The 22,030-nt window shown below is 40.0% G+C and carries 28 protein-coding genes and 1 pseudogene; 3 read left to right on the top strand and 26 right to left on the bottom strand.

Translation table 11 applies throughout. The features are described 5' to 3' along the window. Positions 1-42: 42 nt before the first annotated feature. Positions 43-627, top strand: coding sequence for a TetR/AcrR family transcriptional regulator (locus BPR_RS15765; RefSeq protein WP_013282475.1), 585 nt, complete (start codon positions 43-45; stop codon positions 625-627). Positions 628-776: 149 nt separating this feature from the next. Here BPR_RS15765 and BPR_RS15760 read toward each other — a convergent pair whose 3' ends face one another. The 15 genes from BPR_RS15760 to BPR_RS15695 all read right to left on the bottom strand — a co-directional run bounded on the left by BPR_RS15760 (position 777) and on the right by BPR_RS15695 (position 12,070). Further along, positions 777-1,979: an MFS transporter gene (locus BPR_RS15760; RefSeq protein WP_013282474.1), complete on the bottom strand. Its 1,203-nt coding sequence runs from the start codon at positions 1,977-1,979 to the stop codon at positions 777-779. Between the two features lie 46 nt (positions 1,980-2,025). Then, a complete protein-coding gene (gene crcB / locus BPR_RS15755; RefSeq protein ID WP_013282473.1) occupies positions 2,026-2,394 on the bottom strand; it encodes a fluoride efflux transporter CrcB in 369 nt (122 codons plus the stop codon). Positions 2,395-2,426: 32 nt separating this feature from the next. Beyond that, positions 2,427-3,353, bottom strand: coding sequence for a GNAT family N-acetyltransferase (locus BPR_RS20105; RefSeq protein ID WP_013282472.1), 927 nt, complete (start codon positions 3,351-3,353; stop codon positions 2,427-2,429). A 279-nt stretch (positions 3,354-3,632) separates the two neighbouring features. Continuing rightward, positions 3,633-3,965: a type II toxin-antitoxin system HicB family antitoxin gene (locus BPR_RS15740; RefSeq protein ID WP_196805226.1), complete on the bottom strand. Its 333-nt coding sequence runs from the start codon at positions 3,963-3,965 to the stop codon at positions 3,633-3,635. Positions 3,966-3,976: 11 nt separating this feature from the next. Then, the gene (locus tag BPR_RS15735) at positions 3,977-4,237 is read right to left on the bottom strand and encodes a type II toxin-antitoxin system HicA family toxin (protein WP_013282470.1); all 261 of its coding nucleotides are present in this window, start codon (positions 4,235-4,237) and stop codon (positions 3,977-3,979) included. A gap of 78 nt (positions 4,238-4,315) precedes the next feature. Next, positions 4,316-4,588, bottom strand: a complete 273-nt coding sequence (locus tag BPR_RS15730) for a hypothetical protein (RefSeq protein ID WP_042258333.1) — start codon at positions 4,586-4,588, stop codon at positions 4,316-4,318. 118 nt (positions 4,589-4,706) lie between these two features. Then, entirely contained in the window at positions 4,707-6,242 is a 1,536-nt protein-coding gene (locus BPR_RS15725; protein WP_013282469.1) for a hypothetical protein, read from the bottom strand. After that, complete coding sequence (locus tag BPR_RS15720; protein ID WP_013282468.1) at positions 6,242-6,598, bottom strand: hypothetical protein; 357 nt, start codon at positions 6,596-6,598, stop codon at positions 6,242-6,244. Before BPR_RS15720 ends, BPR_RS15725 begins: the two co-directional genes overlap by 1 nt. Before the next feature lie 37 nt (positions 6,599-6,635). After that, positions 6,636-7,655: an NAD-dependent epimerase/dehydratase family protein gene (locus tag BPR_RS15715; RefSeq protein WP_013282467.1), complete on the bottom strand. Its 1,020-nt coding sequence runs from the start codon at positions 7,653-7,655 to the stop codon at positions 6,636-6,638. A gap of 265 nt (positions 7,656-7,920) precedes the next feature. Continuing rightward, positions 7,921-8,634, bottom strand: coding sequence for an HAD family hydrolase (locus BPR_RS15710; RefSeq protein ID WP_013282466.1), 714 nt, complete (start codon positions 8,632-8,634; stop codon positions 7,921-7,923). A gap of 325 nt (positions 8,635-8,959) precedes the next feature. Continuing rightward, complete coding sequence (locus BPR_RS15705; RefSeq protein WP_013282465.1) at positions 8,960-9,451, bottom strand: flavodoxin family protein; 492 nt, start codon at positions 9,449-9,451, stop codon at positions 8,960-8,962. After that, on the bottom strand, positions 9,448-9,591 hold the full coding sequence (locus BPR_RS20790; RefSeq protein ID WP_154649890.1) for a hypothetical protein: 144 nt from the start codon (positions 9,589-9,591) through the stop codon (positions 9,448-9,450). Before BPR_RS20790 ends, BPR_RS15705 begins: the two co-directional genes overlap by 4 nt. Positions 9,592-9,609: 18 nt before the next feature. Continuing rightward, entirely contained in the window at positions 9,610-10,143 is a 534-nt protein-coding gene (locus BPR_RS15700) for an RNA 2'-phosphotransferase (RefSeq protein WP_013282464.1), read from the bottom strand. 128 nt (positions 10,144-10,271) lie between these two features. Next, positions 10,272-10,445: a hypothetical protein gene (locus BPR_RS20785; protein ID WP_013282463.1), complete on the bottom strand. Its 174-nt coding sequence runs from the start codon at positions 10,443-10,445 to the stop codon at positions 10,272-10,274. A 221-nt stretch (positions 10,446-10,666) separates the two neighbouring features. Next, positions 10,667-12,070, bottom strand: a complete 1,404-nt coding sequence (locus BPR_RS15695; protein ID WP_013282462.1) for an RNA-guided endonuclease InsQ/TnpB family protein — start codon at positions 12,068-12,070, stop codon at positions 10,667-10,669. A 96-nt stretch (positions 12,071-12,166) separates the two neighbouring features. Here BPR_RS15695 and BPR_RS21660 point away from each other — a divergent pair, with 96 nt between their 5' ends. Both BPR_RS21660 and BPR_RS21655 read left to right on the top strand, forming a co-directional pair. Beyond that, positions 12,167-12,316, top strand: a complete 150-nt coding sequence (locus BPR_RS21660) for a transposase (RefSeq protein ID WP_408606970.1) — start codon at positions 12,167-12,169, stop codon at positions 12,314-12,316. Then, on the top strand, positions 12,300-12,491 hold the full coding sequence (locus BPR_RS21655; protein WP_408606969.1) for a transposase: 192 nt from the start codon (positions 12,300-12,302) through the stop codon (positions 12,489-12,491). The genes BPR_RS21660 and BPR_RS21655 overlap by 17 nt, the downstream gene beginning before the upstream one ends. A gap of 76 nt (positions 12,492-12,567) precedes the next feature. Here BPR_RS21655 and BPR_RS15690 read toward each other — a convergent pair whose 3' ends face one another. The 11 genes and pseudogenes from BPR_RS15690 to BPR_RS20780 all read right to left on the bottom strand — a co-directional run bounded on the left by BPR_RS15690 (position 12,568) and on the right by BPR_RS20780 (position 21,754). After that, complete coding sequence (locus BPR_RS15690; protein WP_042258331.1) at positions 12,568-13,821, bottom strand: ATP-binding protein; 1,254 nt, start codon at positions 13,819-13,821, stop codon at positions 12,568-12,570. 176 nt (positions 13,822-13,997) lie between these two features. Beyond that, on the bottom strand, positions 13,998-14,525 hold the full coding sequence (locus BPR_RS15685) for a GNAT family N-acetyltransferase (protein WP_013282460.1): 528 nt from the start codon (positions 14,523-14,525) through the stop codon (positions 13,998-14,000). 55 nt (positions 14,526-14,580) lie between these two features. Next, the gene (locus tag BPR_RS15680) at positions 14,581-15,369 is read right to left on the bottom strand and encodes a GNAT family N-acetyltransferase (protein ID WP_013282459.1); all 789 of its coding nucleotides are present in this window, start codon (positions 15,367-15,369) and stop codon (positions 14,581-14,583) included. A 752-nt stretch (positions 15,370-16,121) separates the two neighbouring features. Then, entirely contained in the window at positions 16,122-16,379 is a 258-nt protein-coding gene (locus tag BPR_RS15675) for a hypothetical protein (RefSeq protein WP_013282458.1), read from the bottom strand. Next, positions 16,376-17,407, bottom strand: a complete 1,032-nt coding sequence (locus BPR_RS15670; RefSeq protein ID WP_275450184.1) for an RtcB family protein — start codon at positions 17,405-17,407, stop codon at positions 16,376-16,378. Before BPR_RS15670 ends, BPR_RS15675 begins: the two co-directional genes overlap by 4 nt. 120 nt (positions 17,408-17,527) lie before the next feature. Beyond that, complete coding sequence (locus BPR_RS15665; RefSeq protein WP_013282456.1) at positions 17,528-18,607, bottom strand: helix-turn-helix transcriptional regulator; 1,080 nt, start codon at positions 18,605-18,607, stop codon at positions 17,528-17,530. 121 nt (positions 18,608-18,728) lie between these two features. After that, positions 18,729-19,172, bottom strand: coding sequence for a hypothetical protein (locus tag BPR_RS15660; protein ID WP_013282455.1), 444 nt, complete (start codon positions 19,170-19,172; stop codon positions 18,729-18,731). Then, a pseudogene (gene istB / locus BPR_RS15655) lies at positions 19,150-19,755 on the bottom strand (IS21-like element helper ATPase IstB); the annotation flags it as partial. The pseudogene istB and the gene BPR_RS15660, both read right to left, overlap by 23 nt. An 18-nt stretch (positions 19,756-19,773) precedes the next feature. Next, a complete protein-coding gene (locus BPR_RS21380; RefSeq protein ID WP_013282453.1) occupies positions 19,774-19,932 on the bottom strand; it encodes a hypothetical protein in 159 nt (52 codons plus the stop codon). Further along, a complete protein-coding gene (istA, locus tag BPR_RS15650; RefSeq protein WP_013282452.1) occupies positions 19,925-21,490 on the bottom strand; it encodes an IS21 family transposase in 1,566 nt (521 codons plus the stop codon). Before istA ends, BPR_RS21380 begins: the two co-directional genes overlap by 8 nt. A gap of 108 nt (positions 21,491-21,598) precedes the next feature. Beyond that, the gene (locus BPR_RS20780) at positions 21,599-21,754 is read right to left on the bottom strand and encodes a hypothetical protein (protein WP_013282451.1); all 156 of its coding nucleotides are present in this window, start codon (positions 21,752-21,754) and stop codon (positions 21,599-21,601) included. Positions 21,755-22,030 lie beyond the last annotated feature (276 nt).

Raw genomic sequence — 22,030 nt, 5'->3', positions numbered from 1 at the left:
GTTACATTCTTGCATTTTTTGTAACGTCGAGAGGGAGAAAAAATGAAAAGCTCAAAAGAATCTTTAACAGAAATGCAAAAAAAAGAAGTTCTGAGGATGAATAATAAGGAGTCCAATCAGCTGACAAGAGAGTGTCTGCAGCTTTCGCTTATGCATCTAATGAGCGAACACCCTTATGAGAAGATCACCATCAGCGAGATAGTACGCCGTGCAGGAGTATCAAGGACGGCGTTCTATCGAAACTATACAGATAAAGAAGATATCCTGCATGAGCTTGGGGATGAAATAATAAAGCGTATAGCGGAGATCAGCGAAAAGCCCGAACTGCACGAAAACCCACATCTGTGGTTCGAAGATATTTTTCGGGCTGTCAAAAACGATAAAGATATAATATCTCTGTTTGACCAAGCCGGAATTCTTCAGAATGAACTCTTTCTTGAAAAAGCGGTCTCAGAGCGGCTCTATCCTACAGCTGACCCAGAAAAGAAGTATCTCAGACTTGCTGCCGAAGCTGCCATTTTACAAATACTCATAAGCTGGTTCAGGGATGGGATGCAGGAAGACGAAAAACAAATGGCTGATATCTGCGTAAATATCTTTGATAACGCTTTGAGCAGACTGCCATAATTAACAAGGACCTCTTCTAACATGAGAAATGATCCTTCCTGGCGTAAACGAAGTAATTCTTGCGCATATGAAGCTTGACCCCGGAATTCCCTTAGCACCAATAGAACATAAAATTCGGATATAATGCTCATTCCAGCAAACTGGAATTGTTAGCACTCTGTCTTATTGCACCGGAGGCATAAAACATAAAATGCAATCGCCAGAAACTGTGATACCACAGACACAGTGACAAGATACACAGGATTCAAATCATACAGGGCACCGAGAAGCCAACTGCCCAGAAACCACGCAATACCAAATCCTGTCTCAAATATTCCGAAACCGGTGCTTCGCATGGAACGCGGGACGATTCCGCTGACAGCTGCTTTCATAATACTTTCCTGCGCACCCATTCCAATCCCCCACAGAATTATCCCAGCTCCGATCAACCAGGCATTTCCAGTCATAAAAACAAAATATGAGAAGAATGTGCTGCATAGTGTGGAAATGATCAGAGCCTTCAGCCCGACCTTATCATAAAGCCAGCCAAAGAATAGTGCAGCAAAGGCATCCACAGCCATTGCCCCAGCATATAGCAGGCTGAGCATGGATTCATTAAATGCTCCGGTATTAGCCGAATGAAGTGTGATCAGGGTGAAGTCTGCAAAGCCAAAAGCAAAAAAGCAGATGGCCGCCATGAACAGAACAAATGACTTCCTGAATTCAAAGCTTGCCGGTTTATCTTCCTGCTTTTCAAAGATCTCCGGATCAGGGTATCTTATCTTTGCTGTCAAAACAAGAGCTATGGTGATCATTGCAGGAACAAGCAGTATCGCAAAAGAGATTCTATATGTTGTAAAAAGGTCGTCTGTACCTTTTACAAGAGCTGTTACAAAAAGCAGTACCGGTCCGAGAAACGCGCCAAGCTGATCCAGAAACTCCTGATAGGCAAAGCCTTTTCCGGTTCCGATCTCGCTTGCCGCAAAGCTTACCAATGTGTTTTTGGCAGGCTTTTTTATCGCTTTTCCGATACGCTCCAGGATCACAAGACCGCAGGCCCAAATCCAGCCATGTTCAGGTACGAGTGCCAGTGCAGGAATCGCCAGAGCCTGTATTACATAGCCTGTGATAACAAATGTCCAGTATTTCTTCGTTTTATCTGCTATAAATCCGGATATGAGCCTTAGTGAATACCCGCACAATTCTCCTATACCGGACACAAATCCGATGGTTGTAGCGGATGCCCCTGCGAGGTTCAGATATTCGCCCAATATGCTTCTGGCGCCTTCATGAGTCATGTCCGAAAACAGACTTACGATTCCCATCAGGGTTATAAATATTATGGCGCCAGACAAAGCCCTTTTTTTATCCATGTTCTACTCCACTAATCCCGATTTGCTTATTTCATTATCCTGAAATTCAAAGTTTTATTATCGTCGCAAGTTTCTTTCCGCATAGAATTCCAAATATGCAGCAACAACAACTCAGTACCACATATAATCCGCCATTCATATATTGTTTCTTCTCAAACAAATTAAAAGCTTCAAGGGAAAATGTAGAGAATGTGGTAAAACCTCCACACACCCCTGTCTTCCAGAAAAGAATGGTATTATCAGATACACTTTCTCGGTTACTGGTAATTCCAACAACGAATCCAATTAGTATGGCACCGAGGATATTTGTAATCAGAGTTAATATCGGAAAATAAGTCTTAACAGGAATCAGACTTATTGCATATCGCGCTACTGCACCCAAGGCACCACCAAGTGCTACAAATAGAAAATTCATATCAACCTCTCTATTGTCATATATACTGAAATTTAAAAAGTATTCTCTGCCTTACTCTTAAGATAGCTATCAGCCTTTTTAAGCATCTCTTTTTTGTTATCATACTCTATGGTATTGATAGCATCTTCAAGTTTAAGAATCTTCAGAGCTTTGACCTCGTCTGGTCTTGTTATGCTCGGAGATGAGTCTTTATACTTAGCAAGGAAATAAACTACCTGCTTTGTCACTCCAGGTTTTTCTGAAAGCGTATACTGTTCGCTTGCTCTAAATTCAGTGTCTAACTCGACTTTCAGATTTGTTTCTTCCTTTATTTCACGAAGCGCAGTTTCTATTTCAGTCTCGCCTTCTTCCATATGTCCTTTTGGAAAGCTGTGAGATCCGCTCATCTCCTCAACTAAAAGATATTTTATTACTCCACCGTCTATAGTGTATACTATTGCCCCGCAAGATTTTTCAAACTTATCATTGAATTCTTTTTTACCCAGTTCCATGTAAATATAAAGAGAAGGATCTTCTCCTAAAGCAATAACATACTCAGGCATTTCTTTCTGAATAAATCCCAACTTACGGTACAAATTTATTGCCTTGGCATTAGCTGGATGGGGATCAACCCACAGATTTTCAGCTCCTTGTTTAAAAGCTTCTTGAATAGAGTATAGTAGCGCCTGCGTTGCAATCCCTCGGCCCCTGGCAAATTCAAATAACTTAATATCCAAAGAAGCATTTTTAGTTTCCGAATCAATACGATATTGAGTCTCACCGCAGTATTTGCCATCTTCAAAAATTGAATAATGATTTTGCTTTGGTCTTGCAGATATGAATCTATCTAACCATTCTCGTACTGCTTCCCCTGTTTCATGCAATCCTCCTGGCCAGATATACTGCATGACGTCTTCATCTGCCCACAGGTTTTGTATATTCTTGATATCATCATATGTTGATTCTTTAATAGTTATCACTTAGTTCAGCCCCTAAATCTTTAGTTTGTCTTAATCAGTTTTAACTGAAATCTAATCAGCGAAATGAATCACTTCTACAGATTATAATGTCCTAATTTTCTCCACAACTTTTTTAAACTCATCATATCTAATTTGCTCAGAAAAGGTTTCATACCCTTATATTTTAATAGTTGAAACAAATAAGGAAAAGCCTTGTCATCAAGGCTTTTCCATTATAAAATCCATCTTTAGTTATCAGTTCTCGAATCGGCGGATTAACAAAAATATTGCGTCTTTGGGCTAACCTTCTAGGATATCCAGCTCATCATCAATAGCTCTGGATACAAACTGGTTTATTGTGATTCCTTCATTGGCGGCGTATAATGCTATTTTCTTGTGCTGTTCGGGTTTAATACGGACATTGAAGGAGCCTTTAAACTCACGCTCAGGCTCTTTACCAATCTTTTTGCAGTAATCCAGGTAATTATCTATACAGTCATGCATTGACTGGGTAAGCTCTTTTACCGATTCTCCATGAAAGTTCAGAGAATCATTGATTCCGAGAACATGACCGATAAAAATCTGATCTTCCTGGTCAAATTCTACCTTTGCATGATATCCGTTGTATTCCATCAGTGAACTTATCATTCTATCTCACCTACTTCCTTTAGAAATGCTATGACCATCTTTACATGATACCTGTACAGCTCATTGCCTGGGTGTGGACCGTCAAATTGAAGGATGCGCTTGGTTTCAACATGATAATAGCCTATTCCTGAGCCTCTTCCGCCCTCGAACTTTTCGCAGCCACATTGCTTCATAAGTGCGTCCAGTTCTCTTATTGTAAAACTTGTCGGTGCGGGTTTTGACAGTATTTTTTCTAGTAATTTTGATTTCTTTGGCACAGTAATTCCTCTTGCAACTATTTTCTAGTTACAATATAACACTTTAGCCCTACCTCGTCAATTCCAACAGAGTAACAGCTAGCATTTCCTTATTTCATACATATCTTCATGTTTCAGATACAATACCTGATATGTCGGTATTATTAGTGTGTTCCATGGATCAGATATATATACTCCGCCTGTAGACGTTGCTGATTTCTTGAACTGGATCCATAGGTCATCTATCATATCTGACATGATGAAAAGTTTAAGATAAACTTTATCTGCTTCAGATTCGCCAATTTCGTAAAAACGTACACCACCTACACAAGTAATATCTTCCAGAGTATATGACCGTAAATTTCTTTGCATTACAGGCCGGATGTTGTGTCCAAGGCAGTCTGCGCTGATAGCATCTGAGCTCTTCTAAGCCCTGCATTATCCATTCTTCTGTTCCGTCTTTATATTTTACCCATGCATTGAACAGAATTTACGAAATAAACAATGAGTGGGCATTTTCCACTAGTTTCTGCATCTCTTCCTGAGTATTCTTAGTTGGATCAAAGCTCTTCATTGTGCCTGATGCCGCATCATAATATAGCGCAGTAATCTGAGGGCTCATATTTCTGGCCGCTTCTGCACGTTCCTTTGCAGCCTGCGATGAGGCCTTTGCAGCAGCAACAAACTTATCAAGCCAGTCTCTTACCTGTTCCCCAGTGTCTGCCGGTGATGTTATGATTTCTGAGAGTTCATCAAATGGCGTTTCAAATATGATCTCATCAGATACTACCAGATCTATTCCTGCCTTTTCAAACTGCTTCTTAAGTGCATTTACATATTTGTCAGTCGAAAAATCCTGTGTCAGATCAATGATAAATTTCCCACTCTGACATGTCATATTAAGCACAAGACCGCTTGAACAGTTTGAATACAGGTGTACCTCATCCACAAGTTCACCCGGCATATCAAACTGACCTATGTAACTTATAAGATAAGTGTCCAGCGCAAGATTTTCCATGAATCCAAGGAGTTTCTGTCTTCCTGCAAATGAATGAAAATGTCCTATGACACTCAGAAGCATATTGATATTATTAAATTCCTTTGCACAGTGATCATGCTCTTTCTGGGCATTGAGAAGCCTTTTATATTTCGCAGCTATTTCACTGTCTGAAAGGTTCTCCTCTTCTCTTCCGTAAGGCAGAGTCATACTCTTAACACAGTTTTTGAAGGTGTCATCACAACCTAATATATGTCTTGCGTCCATAGGGAAATTACTTACTATAGTCTTATCACAGTCTAAAGAAATCTCTTTTATCCCTCTGCTCATCAGTATGCTCAGATATGTGATCGGAGATGCGCCGATGCTCTTGCAGGAATCCATAAACTGCTTCTGTGAAAAACTGATCTCATAACGCCTATGATCATCTTTATTCTTTGTTTCAGGAAGCTTATATCCCTTGTCGGACAGGCCTTCAATCTTCATGCTTTTTCCATTTAGCTCGTACTTCTTTTCACACGGATCAGTAAGTTCGGCTACCGATAGTTCAGATGCCAGCAAGTGATGTTCTTCTCTTATCTGCTCATATTCACCCATGTCAGCATTTTTATAATCACTGTAGAATCTGAGCAATGTCTCGAGAAATGTCTTTGCACCTCTTCCATCTGTAAGCCCGTGATGAAAAGAGAGTTTTAGGCTCTTTTCCCAATATGTAACTCCCATGAGATGATAGTTGTTACTATGTCCGCCCAGTGGGATAAATCCATCTTTGTGATGTGCCTCAAGCTTCATTTCATTCCTTACCGCATAGAAATCTCCATCTTTTTCTATGAATTTGACGCCAAAGTAAGGGTATCTGATGACAGTGTCTGCTATCGCCAGTTTCAGAAGTTCACCATTTATGCCTTCCCTCATCCTGACATCATAAACCTCACTTGGAAGGCCCTTGGATCTGTATAAATAAGGCATTCCAGACAAAGCCTTGTCACCATTTTTAAGTATTGTTTCTACATTCTTATTTTCCGTCATTATGCTTCTCCTGTTATCTCTTTAGCAAGTTCCAGAATTTCAAAGGCATATTTTTCTTTGCCCTTTTTCAGAAGCTTCTTGTATAAAGGATAGTTGATGATGCAGACTGCGGCGCCTACTATTCCCAAAAGTACCCCGATGAACATGAAAATAGCTCCTGTTCCAAATACGCCAAGTCCAAAGCACATTCCTGTACCAAAAATCAATGTCCCAATGATTCCAAGTGTCATGGCTGTTATAAATGCTGGAAGCTTTGCTCTTTCATCAAGCTTTTTTAGCTGTCTGACCTTATTTGTTTCCTTTGGCATGTAATCCTTTGCTACGCTTTCTGCATAAACCTTATCTAAATCGTTCATTGTATTCTTCTCCTTTTTTCCTCTTGTTTGTAATTTTTTATGCAATTTTTCCAGTTTCTTTAAGCCATCTGATCTCGTCACGTATGGTTTCTCTGTATGATCTTGTAGTATAACCAAGTTCCTTACTTGCTTTACTTGAATCAAAGCGGTTGTTTCTTGCAAGATTATAAACAGAGAAAGTTGTCATAAGAGGCTTTTCGCCTGTCTTTTTAGCTTTTTTCTCAAGTATCTTAGCAATGAAGTTTGCTGCTGATATAGGTAAAAAGAACTTCATCTGTCTGCAGCCACTCTCCTCTGAAACAAGCTTTGTAAAATCCTTAAAGCTGACAGGTTCATTTCCAAGTATGTAACACTCTCCGCTTTTTCCCTTATCTGCTGCTCCAATGAGTCCGTCAGCCAGATCCCTTACATCACACAGATTAAAGCTTCCGTCAATTCCGGCGGGCATCTCACCATTGATGATATCAACCAGAGTCTTTGTGGTCTCACCCATTGCAAAGTCCTCAGGTCCGAGGATTCCTGAAGGGTGAACCACACATGCATTAAGCCCTTCCTTTGCAGCCTTGAGCACCACATTTGTTGCCATAGCCTTTGACAATGAATAGCAGCCTTTGATCCTCTCAGGATCAAGCGGGATCGAACCCTCACATTCTCTTATGCTTCCCTTCTCTTCCTCAGGTATTGCTCCTGTTGATGAGCAATAAACGAGCTTTGAAACATTGTGCTCTTTGCACATCTCTATGATATTTTCTGTCCCGCCGACATTTACGTCCATGACTTTCTGGCTGTAGTCGGGATTAACTGTTACGATGCTTGCTATGTGAAGCACGATCACCTCTGTATTTTCAGGCGTGTCAAAGAATCTCTCCAGGTCATCTTTATTACAAAGATCTCCGTATACGATTTCTACTTCTTCCGGAAGATATGCGGCTGACTTATCACCTTCAAGGACAAATGCCCTTACTTTTTCGTTTCTATCAACAAGCTTTCTGCAGACTGTGCTTCCAAGAAATCCTGCTGCTCCTGTTACCAGATACATCTTATTTGTTTGGCTCATTTATCTTTTCCTCTCTTATTTTCAATTTGTTTTTTGCTCTTTGCTTTGAGCTTGAAGTCATTATAGGAAAATGAGCACACAAAAAGAACAACACTTTTTGCAAAATGTGTTGATTTCAGGAGCACAGGTCCCGACACGTTTTGTAAAAAGTGTTGATTTGTAAGTCCGATATTATCAGTTTTTCCTTTATCTCTACTGATGTTAGTAAAGTTTTCTTCGAGTATAACTCACTATCACATTATCCCGACAAACGGGATTTCACGAATCAATGAGCAATACAGTCTCGGGGTCCTTGAGAGGCTGAAAGTATTTTCTCCAAAATATCATTCTGCTTATATGCATGTTCAAAATCATCAAGTTTGTAGCATGGAATATGTGGCTCAAAAGCCAGATCAGCAAAATACAAGGCCTGAAGGCATCTCATCCCAAGGTCTCTGGCAGCAAAAAGCTCCTTTGAACCGCCATCTCCGACATACAGGCATTCCTCAGCTGTAATTCCCAGCTCCTCCATTGCTTTTTTATATATTTCATAATCCGGCTTACATATTCCCTGCTCATATGAAAGTAATGCGACATCTAAGTACGGGAAAATAGAGCTTTTTCTAATAGCATCAGCTTCATCAGAATAACAGTTACTTATAAGTCCAATCTTTATGCCGCGTCTCTTAAGTTCCTGCAAAAGAGCTATAGTATCCACGGGAGTTCGTTCAAATATCCCTTCCAGGTTCTTCCTTCGCTTATCTGAAAGAAGTTTTACGGAATTCTCACTGTAAGCCCCCAGCATTTCAAGAGCTTTCCTTATTCCTTCCTCTATCGTGCAGTTTCCGCAGCTTCTGTCATGCTCTGTGGAATGCCATGCTTTTTTGAAATCCTCAACCGGAATGTTTAAGTCTGTCGCCATGTCTTCGCTAAAATATGTACTCCCGGAAAACATCGAAACAAGCGTTTCAAACATATCAAATATAACAGCTTTAGTCATACCAGGTTCCTTCAATCAAATGTTTTTTGTGTTATTATTCCATTCTCATATCTGTTTACTCACAAAACACCTACAATCAAAGAGATGTAATCTGACACAAAAATAGTGTAAAAATACATATGCCTGTATTAACAGATTTCAGTCAATTCCATGAAATACGCCCCTTCCGAGGATATATCATCCGAAATGGCGTGCAATTTTACAAAGAATATTGCCAACTATTGCCGGAAATATATTATTGAAATACCCAAAAGTCTCTGTATTGCGTTTTCAGAATTCAAAAGCAGATAATTCCACCCTGAAAGCCAAAATCTTTTAACGATTTTTAATCGTTTTGAAGCTTCTTACAAAATGTATCGATGGTAAGGTCATTTTGTTCTGATGGTTTAGCCTTTGGATCGATAAGAATGATGTTGGCATAGAACTCATCTATTCCAATGTAGTCGCGAAGCTTTGCAAAAGCTTTTTCTGCACCGGCTCCACTCTGGCATGCAAAAGCAGATATTCTCTTTCCCTTGAGTGCAGCCTTGTTGTCTTTTACAAATGTCCTGATAGGCGGAGTAAAGGTTCCGGCCCATACAGGGAATCCAATAACCACCTGATCATATTGTGAAAGGTCAACATTATATGGCTCAAGTTCAGGTGTCTCAGCCATTACAGCACTTTTGCCGCCCCAAAAGAACTTCGAAAAGCCCTTATCTGAATAAGCTTTCTTTGGAGCAAGCTTCAAAACATCTGCAGAAAGCTTGCCTGAAATGGCATTTACTACATACTCAGTGTTCCCCTCAAGTGAATAATAAACAATAATTGTTTTCATCTCTTTTCCTTCTCCTTTAACATAGCATCCCGTATTGCCATGGCAATGACTTCGTTTGGAGCTTTCTTAATAGCTTCAGCCTTGGGATTCTCCTTTATTTTGATCTCAGATTTTGCAGTAGTTGCAGGTAATTTCTTCATAGCAGCTATTTCCCGTAATCAAATCTTTTCAAGATACTTCACCGGTACACTTTTTGTCAGCCATACTTTATTTGCTGACAGGAAGAATTCATAACCATCTTTTGTCATTTCCCATGCTTTGACCTTATAGATGACAGGTTTGCCATGACGAGAGCCAACAGTGACAGCAGTGTCATAGTCTTTTGAAAGGTGCACATATAGCCTGGACTTTGGAATAAGGCCTCCTTCATCTATTGAAGCTTCAAACTTTACTGCGCTGCCATGATATAAGATGTCTGGAGGTGTCGCTTTCTCAAGTTCCACATCTACCGGTATGGAATGCCCCTGGTTGGCCCTTATCAGAGTCTTATCTTCATTAAAAGAGTACCTCTGCTTGTTGTCAGTTCTGACAATCTCTTCAAGCATCTCCATATTAAAGTCATGGTCCTTTGAAATACCCGCTATGAGCTCGTCAACATTTGCCCAGCCATGTTCATCAAGTGTAATCCCAATTGCTTCAGGCTTGTGCCGAAGTATAAGTGCTATATATTTACTAATCTCTGTTAAACCCATTTCCCGTTTTCCCCTTATCTAAATCATTCAAAAGCCTTAATGCCAAAAGTACTACCTTTTAATTGTAGCAAAAATCCGCCCACAAAGTGAGCGGATCCATAGGGTATTCTATGTTATTTGTTACTATATTAATACATCGACGATGACACTAGGAAAGCTCTTCTTTTCGAAGCCCTGACCAACACGTTATCATCGCCATAAGGCTGGTCATCATAATCCGGCGTCGCAATTTCTCTTGCCTCCATGCCTTCAAGCTGTCCTTCTGCCCTGATTACGGTAATCTCCTTATCAAGCTGATTCATTATTCTCTTCCCCCTCCAACAAATTCCTTTTTATTTTATCATCTGAGGGAAAAGAAATAACGTCTTGACTTTGTCGATTATGGTAAATTCAAAACCATATAAAACACTACACAGATAACGGCAGTACCTGCAACCATCAGCGCATATGCTACCGGCCACTTACCATCCCTGTTAAAACCATGAACTGCCCTCACCGACTCCACGTCGGAAAAGGGTTTCTGTTATGCCGCATGGCGGCATGAACCTGTAGGATGCTCTATGCATCCTGCAGAACAGGGCATGTCCACTATGCCCCTATCCCATTGGCTTACCTTTGGGAATACTTTCCTTAAGATGTTTGCAGCTCCATTTATGTCTGCATTTGTTATTGTACCATCGTAGTGCCTGTAAAGTCCCCTCTGTATCCGCTTTCCTGAAAAAGTGGGGTTATCCTTCGCATTCTTTTTATACACAGGGATATAGTCTTTTGCAAGAAAGTCTGCCTTTGATGTGTAGCTTTCTTCCGTGAGAACAAACTTTATACCATATTCAGCAAGTTTGTATCTGAGCATGTCTGCAAATATCAGCATTGGTATCTGCACAAAGTTCTGGTTATTGACATGTCCTATACCTATCTCCTGTTTCTGGTATGCATTATGTCCCATCACTACTACATCTACATGGTTATCCCTTGCATAGGCTGCAAGCTGTCTGCTCACCTTATGGAACTGATCCTTTATCCTTCTGTTCCTCTTTTCAGTAAGAGCATTCATCTTTCTTGTCCTGTACCTGTTGTTACATGTCATAGCACAGGAAGAGAGTCTTTTCATCTCTTTGTTGTAAAGCTGGTTGATTGACTTGATCACACCTCCCTTTATCACAAATGGCCTTGCACCAAAAGTGTTTGCTACAGCAGCTATGTTGTCTGTTCCGGGATCGATAGCCATTACTCTCAAGCCCTTCAGATTTGATACGTCCGAAAGGTCAGAGAGGATATCCTTATCAGACATTGGCATTATTCCTTTATCAGGAACAGAAAGAACTACATCCAGGACAAAACTGTTTCCGCTGGGCTTTATACGTACTTCCTTAAGGCACACTTCTTCAGGGAGCTGGCCAAGAGACAGCCTATCCTTTGTCCCCGGTAACTTTAGATACCCATCCTTGATCCTGCATATCTGATTAGTCAGGACAGCTGTCTTGAATGATCCCTGTGACATATATCCCGGCATCTTGGGGCGACCAGTAAATGCCCCAGGATTCCTGCCATATACTTTTACAGCTTCAAAGAAAGACTTATAGTCTCTGAGAAGAAGTTTCAATATCTGCTGATTAGCCTGTGACGGAAGGGCATAGTACGCCTTATCCCTTGTAACCTTTAGCAGATGATCAAGGGCATTATACGAGAGCCACTTGCTGTCACCAAGATATTTGGTCCCCAAAAGGCTATCCCTGACGAGCCTGTAAATCATCATCTGATTGGAGAAAAGAGGCTTGAACAAGACCATTGAATCTACTGCAGACGAATACTGCCTTAAGATGAAATTTGCCCTGTTGTACAGAATGGCTGATGATCTGCAGATGTCCCTGCAATAGTCATAGAGTATGTGGTTTTTGCTTATCCTGTATTGCCTTGTTCTGTACACGGTTGTAAATTCCTTGATAGTATTCTATATTTAGTATTATAGCACACTTTTTAAAAACAGGCAAACATTTGTTCTCTTTAGATAAGGGGTAGATTTATGCAGAAATCGATGCTGGAATCAGATATCCTGAACGAGTACAGAAGAGGCTCACATTCCGTATACAAACTCACATACCATGTAATTTTCGTGACTAAATACAGAAAGAAAGTAATCACAGCTGTCCAAAGAAGTGAGAAATACATATAGAACACACCTTGAGAAATACCTATGGGGAGATTCACCCTTCTGGAGTGCAAGTTACTTCTGTGTCACTACCGGAAGTGTTTCTCTTGATACTGTCAAGAAATACATTGAAGATCAACGAACAGAGGAACACAAACGCAAATACATTAAGACGGGGAAATACAAAAAGAAAAGCTAGTGCGATTCATCCCACAACCGACTTCATCGGAAGGGGTTTTCTCGCACGATATTTATAATAATATCCCTTGGCATTATTAAAAATCCAGGCTGTCACTATTCAGAAGAAAATACTTCATTCCCATGATTACATATCCCTCATCATTTCTCCATGGTTTTGAAGATCCATTTACAAGTACAATTTTCTTGAAAGAGTCAGGAATGTTTCTAAACGAATTGTATTCCTGCTGCTGTTTTTCTTCGGTGGAAAGATCATATGCGACCTGGATATAGTAACGTTGATTTCCCATGTTGGTCACAAAGTCCACTTCCAGTTGCTTTCTCACGCTTTTACCTTCACTATTCTTCTGATTCACTTCCACCACACCAACATCCACGGAATATCCCCTTGCCAAGAGTTCATTGTAAACAACGTTTTCCATAAGATGCGTTGGTTCTTGCTGCCTAAAATTCAATCTGGCATTTCTAAGTCCAACATCAGTAAAATAGTATTTAAGGTTAGCGGCTATGTATTTCCTGCCCTTGATATCATATCTGTTTGCTTTTGATATAAGATATGCTTCTTCCAGAAAATCTATATGAGAAGATATCGTTTTATGTGTATAGCTGCTATGTCTTTCCGTTTCAAAAGTATTCGATATCTTTGTAGGATTAGTGGGAGATCCAATCGCAGATGCAAGTATATTTACAAGCGTATTTATCTCATCCTTATTCTTTATCTTATTACGCTCGATAACATCCTTCATATAAACGTTATCAAAGATGCTTTTGAGATAGTCCATCTTCTGCTTGGCATTATTCATATCAATAAGAGCCGGCAGCCCACCATAATTCAAATACGCATCCCAGGCATCATCGTATTCACCACCAAAAGCAGCATAAAACTCAGCGAAGGTAAGCGGATATATATGTATCTCATCCCCTCTGCCTCTGAACTCAGTGATAATGTCCTTTGACAAAAATTTGGAATTACTTCCCGTAACATATACATCAACATTCTCTATTCTCAGAAGGCTATTTAATACTTCCTCAAACCTATCCATGAATTGAACTTCGTCCAAAAGAACGTAATTTTTCTCGCCATCAAGGATTTTTTCCTTAATGTATCTATAACACGCCTTAGGTTCACGCAATTCATCAGCATCGATACCATCAAGTGCAATCTCAATTATATGATCAGCACCAACACCACTGTTAAGAAGATACTCCTTATACAACTTGAATAATAAAAATGATTTGCCACAGCGCCTGATTCCGGTGATAACCTTTACCATTCCATTATTCTGTCGTTCAATAAGCTTATTTAAGTAGACATCTCTTTTTATCAACATCATATTACCTCTTTTTGCAACTTGACGCATTTTCTGGTAATAGGATAGCTCCGTGCTCAACTTATGTCAATACTTTATTACCATTTTTTGCGTCTTGACGCATTTGGGGGTAATATAAACTCAAAAGCCTCAAGACCACTTTGTCTACAGTCTGAAATATATTTTTGACACCTACATCATTTTATTGAAATCCAGTATCTCTGCACTATCTCGCCATCATCAGTTACAAGCTCATTTTCCAATACACCGCCATTGTTCTGGATTGACTTGGCAGAGCCAATATTATTTTTGTCACAGCAGATTAGTGCCCTATCAATACCAAGCTTTTTGCACTCTTCGAGGGCCAGACCAATCATCTTTGTGGCGTAGCCCTTACGCCTTTCTGATGGTCTGATGCCATCTCCGATATGTCCGCCGCTTTTTAATAGGCCATCATTGAGATAGTGGCGGATATTTACTGCCCCAAGAAGTCTATCTTTCTCGTCATCAAGCAGAAAAAAGGTTGAGTCAGGAACCAGGCCATCTCTGGGATTAGTAAGCTCCAAATGCTCAAGATAATAATCAAAATCGTGATAATCGTTTTTAAAAATGGCCCATGGTGAGTGGTTTGTGTGGTTCTTTTCCTGATCCTTCTTCCACTCATCAATCATTTCTCCCAGTTGTTTCTCGTAGCTCTTTGTTAGCTTAATAAGTTTCAGACTCATACTCTTTCTCTCCTCAATAAATTTCTTTTTCTACAACATTTAGCCACTTGCTAATTTACCCGACAGTACACAGTTCGCCACGGCGAATATATCCAATCTTTTCATAGCAGGCATTAGACGCTACGTAATCTGCATCTGTGTAGAGCATGGGAAGATATCCTTCTGCTCTTGCAAGTTCAGTTACTGTGTAAACCAGATTCTCGGCGTAGTGCTTTCTCCTGCACTCTGGCTTGGTATACACAAGGCTTATGCTGGCCATGTCACCGTTTGGAACATACTTACAACAAGCTGTAGTAATTCCTTTATCTTGCCAAAAGAATGTCCTTCTATCTTCTATACTTTTCTTAGCATTCTGCTCATAGGCGGCTCTATCCATTATATCTATGCCTACTGCGTTGTGGAAACCATCTATCAGGTCAACAAGCTCTTCACAGTCATCCTGGGTGCACTTGTGCAGTTCTCCAGATGCCTTCTCCTGAGGCTCTACGGACTTGGGACAGTCATAGGCATACATATTTTGTCTGATGAATAGCTCTTTTCCCTCTTTTTTAGCCCTATTTATGAAGTATTCAGCCAGTTTATACTTAATATTGTAGTTGTGATTTCCATCAAGAAGGCCGTTTTCTGAAATTACATCGTAAGCAGCTGCCATATCTTTATCCGTAGCATCATCCGGAGTCCAGATCCATACAGGAAATGGCTCTTTTGAGAAGCAGATTATTACTCTCTCATGATCAGATAATATCAGCTTGCAGGGGCCTCCAAGGATGCGACGCAGAACAAAAAACGTATATCTGTCCTGATCCAGGAGCTTATAATCTCTTTCATCAACAAATTTGTCCATAACTATCCTCCTCTTGATATAAATGTCGGGTGCGATTTCCTTGTGATATGAAAAAACCTCATCAAATCTATAGTTTGATGAGGCATCGGTTAAAATATGAAAATGCTAAAAATGTATAAACCTAAGCATTTATCTCGTCCTCATCAAATGCATTAACAATAAATCCCTGATCAAATTTGTTCATGGATTTAATAGTTAGCATTGAATTGACGAGATCAAGTTTTTTCATAATTCAAATCGCTTTCAGAAAATATTTAGTTGTTAGTATAACTTTCTGACAACTGTATGTCAACTTTTTATATGGACACTACTCTGCTCAGATCCGTTTCATCATGCTGGTATCAAGTATTTTAATATTTGACACCGGAAGATCTCAATCAAAATGTTCAGAAAAAGGTTCATTGCATTTAATGTGCAAAACTACAATCTTAAACCGCATAAATACGTTTCCCGAAATCGACTTGTAAGTGTCCACGAAACCAGATGTTTTTGTGAACACGCGACAAATGTCATTAGAAGCCAAAGTGCTGATACTGGGAACCGTAAAAATGGGTACTGTTATATAATACTCAATTGTGGTTTAAACATACTTGAGAGGAAAAAATCAATACATATGGAAAAATGTATCATTCTGCTTGTTTGTTTTATTCTTATTAAGCAAAAGCAATCCTCAGGCTGAAGCAAAATTCATTCCATCAATAGATTTATCAAAATCCTTAAATGCATTTTCTATTAATTCCGTTTTGCTTTTATCAATAGCTTGTCATAGCACTATCGTCAGTAATAAGCTCGTTTCCCTTAATGGGGAAATAGATTATCTTGTTGTGATCATATGTAAGCACTGCACATGCATATAAAAGTGCATATAAAGCTTCCCGGTCACCGATAAGCTCTTTTCCCCATTCACCGCCAACAGCGTTCCAGTGAATACTAGAGGTATTTCTTGGAATAAGTATCGTATGCTCGGCATTTCGCAGCCTAATATGATACTTATCGAACTTTATTTTCAAGCATTGCCTCCTTTGTAGTTATAAACCGGCTTAAGGAGCTTTGTGATCTCAACAGTCTCCTTTACAGCCTCTTTGATGTAATCAATATCCCTGTAGGCAAAGGGTGCCTCATCCAATGTGTCATTGCTGATGCAGCTTGTGTAAATTCCCTTCATGGAAGCCTTAAACTCAGACACTGTGTGACTGGTTGTAACCTTCTCTCTAGATGAAATTCTGCCTGCCCCATGAGGTGCTGAGCTGTTCCACTCATCATTGCCTTTGCCGATTCCAAGGATTACGCCATCTCTCATGTTTATGGGTATGATTACCTCCTGATTCTCCTTAGCGGAGATGGCACCTTTTCTAAGGATAGCTGCTCCATTTGTCTGCTCAATGTAGTTATGGATGCAGCTCTTTTCATCTGTTACCTTCCACTTCATTCCCTTGCAGATTTCCTTCATAATGATGTGACGATTGAGCTCAGCGTATTCCTGAACAACCTGGATATCATGAAGATAGTCTGAAAGAAGCTCATCTGTAAGGTAAGTAAGCTCATATGGAACATTCTCTTTTCCATGCTCCATTAAATACTTGTGTCCTTTGTCCATGTAATACTCTGCAACTTCCTTGCCAAGGTGCCGGCTGCCACTGTGAATGATCAGATATCCCTCTCCGTTCTCGTCTGCATCAAGCTCAATAAAGTGGTTTCCTCCGCCAAGAGTTCCGATACTAAGCATTGCCTTATCATCTCTGATGTGCTTAAAGCAGTTGAGTCTTCCGAGGTCAAAATCTGATGCATCCCTGTGAACAGTGTTTCTTACCTTGAATCCAACCGGAACGTTGTCTCTAATCACTGTATCGAGCTTCTGGAAATCCTTTCTGATCTTTCCAAGCTTTACCATGCTCATACCACAGCCAATGTCGATTCCGATAAGTGCAGGAATTACAGCCTCTTTTACTGTCATGGTAAGGCCTATAGGGCCCACTTTTCCCGGATGAACATCCGGCTGTAAACGGCAAGTAGTTTTCCATAAATTACGGCATTTAATTTTCCAGAAAATGCGGCAAACAATTTTCCATAGTTTGCGGCATTTTATTTTCCATACCGACAGTTACTATAACTATCAGCATTTGTGGGCTCCGCCCACAAATACCGGTAGTATTCTTGATTAAAGAATTGCTGCGTACTTGGGATTGCTTCGCAGTTTAGAAATGACATCTTCTGAGAAAAGCCCGATATACTGTTTAAATAAGCTTTCGCTGATATAAACAAAACGTGAAGGTAGTTCAACTGCGTCACTTACACCTGCGTTGGTTGGCCTTTTTATAGGTTCTTTAGCGGCCTCCATAAAGCTAGTGCCATGCTCATAGGCTTTTCCAAAACAGTCTGTGGTTTGTTTATAATCTTTATTCCTGTTACAAATACGCGCTGCATTCAAATAAAGCAGGCATATATCGCTATTAAACCAACCATAATTACCATCTCCAAAAGTTGACTTATAAAGCATAGCAAGTGAAAGATATATGTCTGGATTATTGGCAGTTGCAAAATGCTCAAAATTCATATCTAGCAAATCAGCCAGTTGATGAAGCAGTGACAGAAGGGCTTCACTTACATATCGATCATATTTGCTGTCATGTATCATCACTGTACGAACCAATTCACGACAACTTGATAGAGAAGAACTTTGAAGGGCGATTTCTTCTATCTTCTGATAATCTCTGAGCCTGCCAAGTACTCCAATGAGCGAGAAATGAATAAGCTCTTTCATATGAATATCGTCACAGTTCTGGTAAGCTTGCTCAAATAGCTTGGCAGCTTCTTTTAATGCAGCAGTTTCATTCTTTTTTCTTTTGTCATTCGATGCAATCATCGAAAGAATCATAGCCAGTCTTTCCTGCAAATGCCATTCGTTTGGAAATTCAGATAATGCTTCTCGAAGAAACTGTTCATGTCTTTTTAATTGCTTTTTATCAGGAATAACTCCTGGCTCCAATAGTCTGTTCGCTTTCTCAATGTATCTTGAAAGAGTACTTTCACGATCATTGTTGTAACCGAACAGCTCATCGATTGAAACATGAAAGTAGTTGGCAATAGCAGGTATCATCTCCATATCTGGATATGCCTTGTTTGCTTCCCATCGTGATACTGCTTGATTTGTTATGCCTAATGCGGTTGCAAGTTCATCCTGTGTTCTTCTGTCTCTTTTACGTAATTCCTTAATTTTGTCGCCTAACATGATCCTCATATTTAATCTCTCCTTAGATGAATTCACCGGTGTGATTTCATTATATCGAAGGATATGTAGCAGACCAATAATCAATTAATTGTTTGATACTAAACTATTAATTTATAAAGCTTCTTATAAGTCAGAAAATATCGAATTCTTCGGAACCATCTGGCAGCAAATCTATTGGACTTGGGGATTCATCTTCGTCAGTCCATCCCATGAGCCCTTTAAGATAAACTTCTTTCTGAGCTTTGGTCATGCCCTTCATTTCCTGTTCGATCTCTTTATCCAACCGATAAACATCAAGGAAATCCATAGGCTCAGAGCCTGTCATGCAGAGATATTTGGAACCGGGATTTTCTCTGGGATTATGACCATCCATTACCCATTTGCGCAGTAATGTTTTCTCATAGTATGTCATAGGAACTTCTTCCTCATATCTTTTCAGCTCCATAGCATTATGATACGCATAGTCTGCCTCAGTGAATTGATAGTTTTCAGGATCCTTCATGAACTCTGCATAATCAAAGAAATAATCCTTGGGATAAAGATTTTCTATGTTAAACCGCTTTCTTTTTGCCATTGTTTTTCTCCTCCGTAACTAAAAATGACTTTCTATTTTCGAGTCTGTAGCTCTTTCCATCAATCTGAATCTTGTCGCATCTGTAGGACAGCCTGTCAAGAATAGCTGTAGCAAGTGCTGCATCCCCTAAAAACTCTGTCCATTCCTCAAAGCCTTTATTGGTCGTGAGTATGATAGATGTCTTTTCCTGCAGGTCTGAAAACAGCTGGAAAAAGAGATTTCCTTCGACAGCTGTTATAGGGAGATAGCCTACTTCATCAACAATAAGCAGGTTTGATGAATATATCCTTTTGACCTTAGCTCGTGAACGACGATCTATATCTTCTGTGCGTAGTACTTTTATCAGTGACTTCATGGTAGTGTAACTGACTTTATAGCCATCCTCACATGCCTGATATCCGAGAGCTATGGCAAGATGAGTTTTACCTACACCGGGTGGTCCTGACAGTATAAGGTTATATAGTCCATCTATCCAGGTCAGTTCGCTAAGCTGTTTGAACTGCTTTGCTGAGATTGCCTTGCAGAATTTAAGGTCAAAATCTTTTAGATACTTTGGATATGGGAATCCTGCCTCCTTTATTCTTTTACTTTTTGCTTTTTCCTATTTGTATAGTATTTCACCATCTGTTACTGAGATAAGAAAATCAAGATAACTGCTGTCATTTTCCTCAGCGTCATGCAGGATTGTTTCAAGTTCATTCCTTGTGTGTATAAGGCCCAGGGACTGACATGCAGCTTTTAACGTTTGTTGCTTATCCATTCACGGTCCTCCTTTCCATTGCGACTTCATAGGTTCGCAGATCCCTTATCCTGGGGGAATTACCCCTGTACTTTTCTGGAATCTGTGCGGTTCGGAGAACCGGTTTATTCTTTTTATCTTCTTCTAGAGAAGACATATATGCTGTAGCACTGGAAAGATCACCTGCAGAATACAGTTCCTGCTCTACACAGTAAACAAGTGCCTTCTGTATCAATGATGCATCCCATTCATCAAAAAGATTTCTGATAACGCCTAGCTGATCCCTGTAGTACCTTCGCTTGTCAACATGTATATGTGCAAGGAATGAATCAGTTTTACCATCGCAGTCTACAAGCAGATCTTTTACTATCTGTTCCAGTTCAAGAATCGTCTTACTTTTATCTCTGTAAGATCGACTGGAATGACCTATCAGTTCACCTTTTCCTGTACAAAGCGGATGTCTGGCATAAAGTACACCAGTATCAGCATCAATGATGGTAATCGTATCACCTTCAGGAATAATGAATACGCGCTTTCCCTGGGTATAGGTTCCTTTTGGTACTCTGTATCTGTTGCTCTTATAAAGAACAAGATTGTCCTTCCTTACCTGATAGGTTATACTTGCTTCAGTAGGCTTAGCAAAGCTGTACTCGGATACCGGGATGAGGTACTCTTTTTCGACTGTAAATACCTCTGCCGGTATCTTTTTTGTTGTCCCGTGTTCTTCAGCATTTCCGGTCCTTTCAAGCCATTCAAGACAAGCTATGTTAAAGCTATCAATGTCATCCAGTATTCGATGTTTTGCGAAGTTATTCTTTGCGTACTTTATGACTGCCTCGATTTTTCCTTTGGACTCCGGATCAGCACCATGACACAAAAATAGCTCAAAACCGGTTGCATTCAGGTAATTCTGAAACCCTTCTGTAAGTATGATATCCCCATGATTCTCACTTACAGCAAGGACCTTATCCTGATCATAGACAATCTCTTTAGGCCTGCCTCCAAAGAATGCGAATGCCTTTATATGAGCTTGAACAAAATCTGCCGTTGTCCACGGCCTGTCCTGCCATAAGATATATTTGTATCTGGAATGGGAAAGTACCATTCCAAAACCGTATACTTTCCTACGGCGGCCTGATGTTGTTTCAAGACTGATCTCGCCCATATCGACCTGGGCCTGTTCGCCCATGGGCAGTTCATCGCCAGCTTCATACTGTCTGGATGTTTCTTGTTTGGGAATATCGTACTCTTTACGGAGTACTTTGACATAGTTGCGGAAGGATCTTTTCTTAAACGGCAGGCTCTTTTGTCCGACGCGTTCTTTAATCCAGTCATAGATCTGTGCTGATGTCATGTCCGGGTACTTTTGCAGGCATGCTACAACATAGTCCCTGTAAATGTCAGCTTTCTTTTTTCTTCTTTGCGCTCTGTTATGATGCGCAGCGAATTCATCCGGTGGCATGTCCCAGTATTTCATCACCGTCTTATAGTCGATGTCGAGACGGAGAGCAACCTGGTTCTTGTTAAAATGATTTCGCTTTAGTTCTTGAATTTTCGCATAGTTCATCCAACTTTTCACCTTTCTTCACCTCCGAATAAAAGTATATCCGAAGGACGAACTATGAAAAATAAAATGCCGTTATTATGGAAATTTAATTGCCGTGGATTATGGAAAATAGTTTACCACTTACACCGGCATAACTCTAATATTGCTGCCACTTGCAGCCTCAGTGTCACATATCATCTGTACCTGTGCGATTGCATACTGATCCACATTTCCATCAGTCTCATCCCCAACGCACATGATAAGGGCATCTGAGTATTTTCCTTTTACTGGTATCAAAATAAAACCTCTTTCTTTTCTACCAGAGGCTTACATTTGTCCTACCTTTCTTTTGGCCCGGAAATACAATCTGATCGATTGATCAGAATAAAAGACGGCGGACAATCATGCCTCTGTCATTTATGCTGTTGATAGTTACGTTAGTTGTCTGGTGTTTCATGATCGTCCTCCTTTCTTGAAATTCATTTAGAATCATGAAAAACTTTGTTTATTGTTTCTGATAATACACTATCATATATATCGGACATTATATGTCCATGTCAACAATTATTTCAA

The sequence above is a fragment of the Butyrivibrio proteoclasticus B316 genome (assembly GCF_000145035.1).
Taxonomy (GTDB): domain Bacteria; phylum Bacillota; class Clostridia; order Lachnospirales; family Lachnospiraceae; genus Butyrivibrio; species Butyrivibrio proteoclasticus.
The sequence above is the reverse complement of the archived record's forward strand: the minus strand, read 5'-3'. Positions and strand labels throughout refer to the sequence as shown.

Excerpts from the sequence above, each read along its gene's own strand:
- BPR_RS15720 (WP_013282468.1), bottom strand. The coding sequence starts at position 6,598 with ATGAACGATTTAGATAAGGTTTATGCAGAAAGCGTAGCAAAGGATTAC.
- BPR_RS15705 (WP_013282465.1), bottom strand. The coding sequence starts at position 9,451 with ATGAAAACAATTATTGTTTATTATTCACTTGAGGGGAACACTGAGTAT.
- BPR_RS15765 (WP_013282475.1), top strand. The coding sequence starts at position 43 with ATGAAAAGCTCAAAAGAATCTTTAACAGAAATGCAAAAAAAAGAAGTT.
- BPR_RS15690 (WP_042258331.1), bottom strand. The coding sequence starts at position 13,821 with ATGTTGATAAAAAGAGATGTCTACTTAAATAAGCTTATTGAACGACAG.
- BPR_RS20790 (WP_154649890.1), bottom strand. The coding sequence starts at position 9,591 with ATGAAGAAATTACCTGCAACTACTGCAAAATCTGAGATCAAAATAAAG.
- BPR_RS20785 (WP_013282463.1), bottom strand. The coding sequence starts at position 10,445 with ATGAATCAGCTTGATAAGGAGATTACCGTAATCAGGGCAGAAGGACAG.
- BPR_RS15665 (WP_013282456.1), bottom strand. The coding sequence starts at position 18,607 with ATGAGGATCATGTTAGGCGACAAAATTAAGGAATTACGTAAAAGAGAC.
- BPR_RS15760 (WP_013282474.1), bottom strand. The coding sequence starts at position 1,979 with ATGGATAAAAAAAGGGCTTTGTCTGGCGCCATAATATTTATAACCCTG.
- BPR_RS21380 (WP_013282453.1), bottom strand. The coding sequence starts at position 19,932 with ATGGATAAGCAACAAACGTTAAAAGCTGCATGTCAGTCCCTGGGCCTT.
- BPR_RS15680 (WP_013282459.1), bottom strand. The coding sequence starts at position 15,369 with ATGGACAAATTTGTTGATGAAAGAGATTATAAGCTCCTGGATCAGGAC.
- BPR_RS15710 (WP_013282466.1), bottom strand. The coding sequence starts at position 8,634 with ATGACTAAAGCTGTTATATTTGATATGTTTGAAACGCTTGTTTCGATG.
- BPR_RS15725 (WP_013282469.1), bottom strand. The coding sequence starts at position 6,242 with ATGACGGAAAATAAGAATGTAGAAACAATACTTAAAAATGGTGACAAG.
- BPR_RS15740 (WP_196805226.1), bottom strand. The coding sequence starts at position 3,965 with ATGGAATACAACGGATATCATGCAAAGGTAGAATTTGACCAGGAAGAT.
- BPR_RS15700 (WP_013282464.1), bottom strand. The coding sequence starts at position 10,143 with ATGGGTTTAACAGAGATTAGTAAATATATAGCACTTATACTTCGGCAC.
- BPR_RS15660 (WP_013282455.1), bottom strand. The coding sequence starts at position 19,172 with ATGGCAAAAAGAAAGCGGTTTAACATAGAAAATCTTTATCCCAAGGAT.
- BPR_RS21660 (WP_408606970.1), top strand. The coding sequence starts at position 12,167 with ATGCAGAAATCGATGCTGGAATCAGATATCCTGAACGAGTACAGAAGA.
- crcB (WP_013282473.1), bottom strand. The coding sequence starts at position 2,394 with ATGAATTTTCTATTTGTAGCACTTGGTGGTGCCTTGGGTGCAGTAGCG.
- BPR_RS15685 (WP_013282460.1), bottom strand. The coding sequence starts at position 14,525 with ATGAGTCTGAAACTTATTAAGCTAACAAAGAGCTACGAGAAACAACTG.
- BPR_RS15730 (WP_042258333.1), bottom strand. The coding sequence starts at position 4,588 with ATGCAAAGAAATTTACGGTCATATACTCTGGAAGATATTACTTGTGTA.
- BPR_RS15715 (WP_013282467.1), bottom strand. The coding sequence starts at position 7,655 with ATGAGCCAAACAAATAAGATGTATCTGGTAACAGGAGCAGCAGGATTT.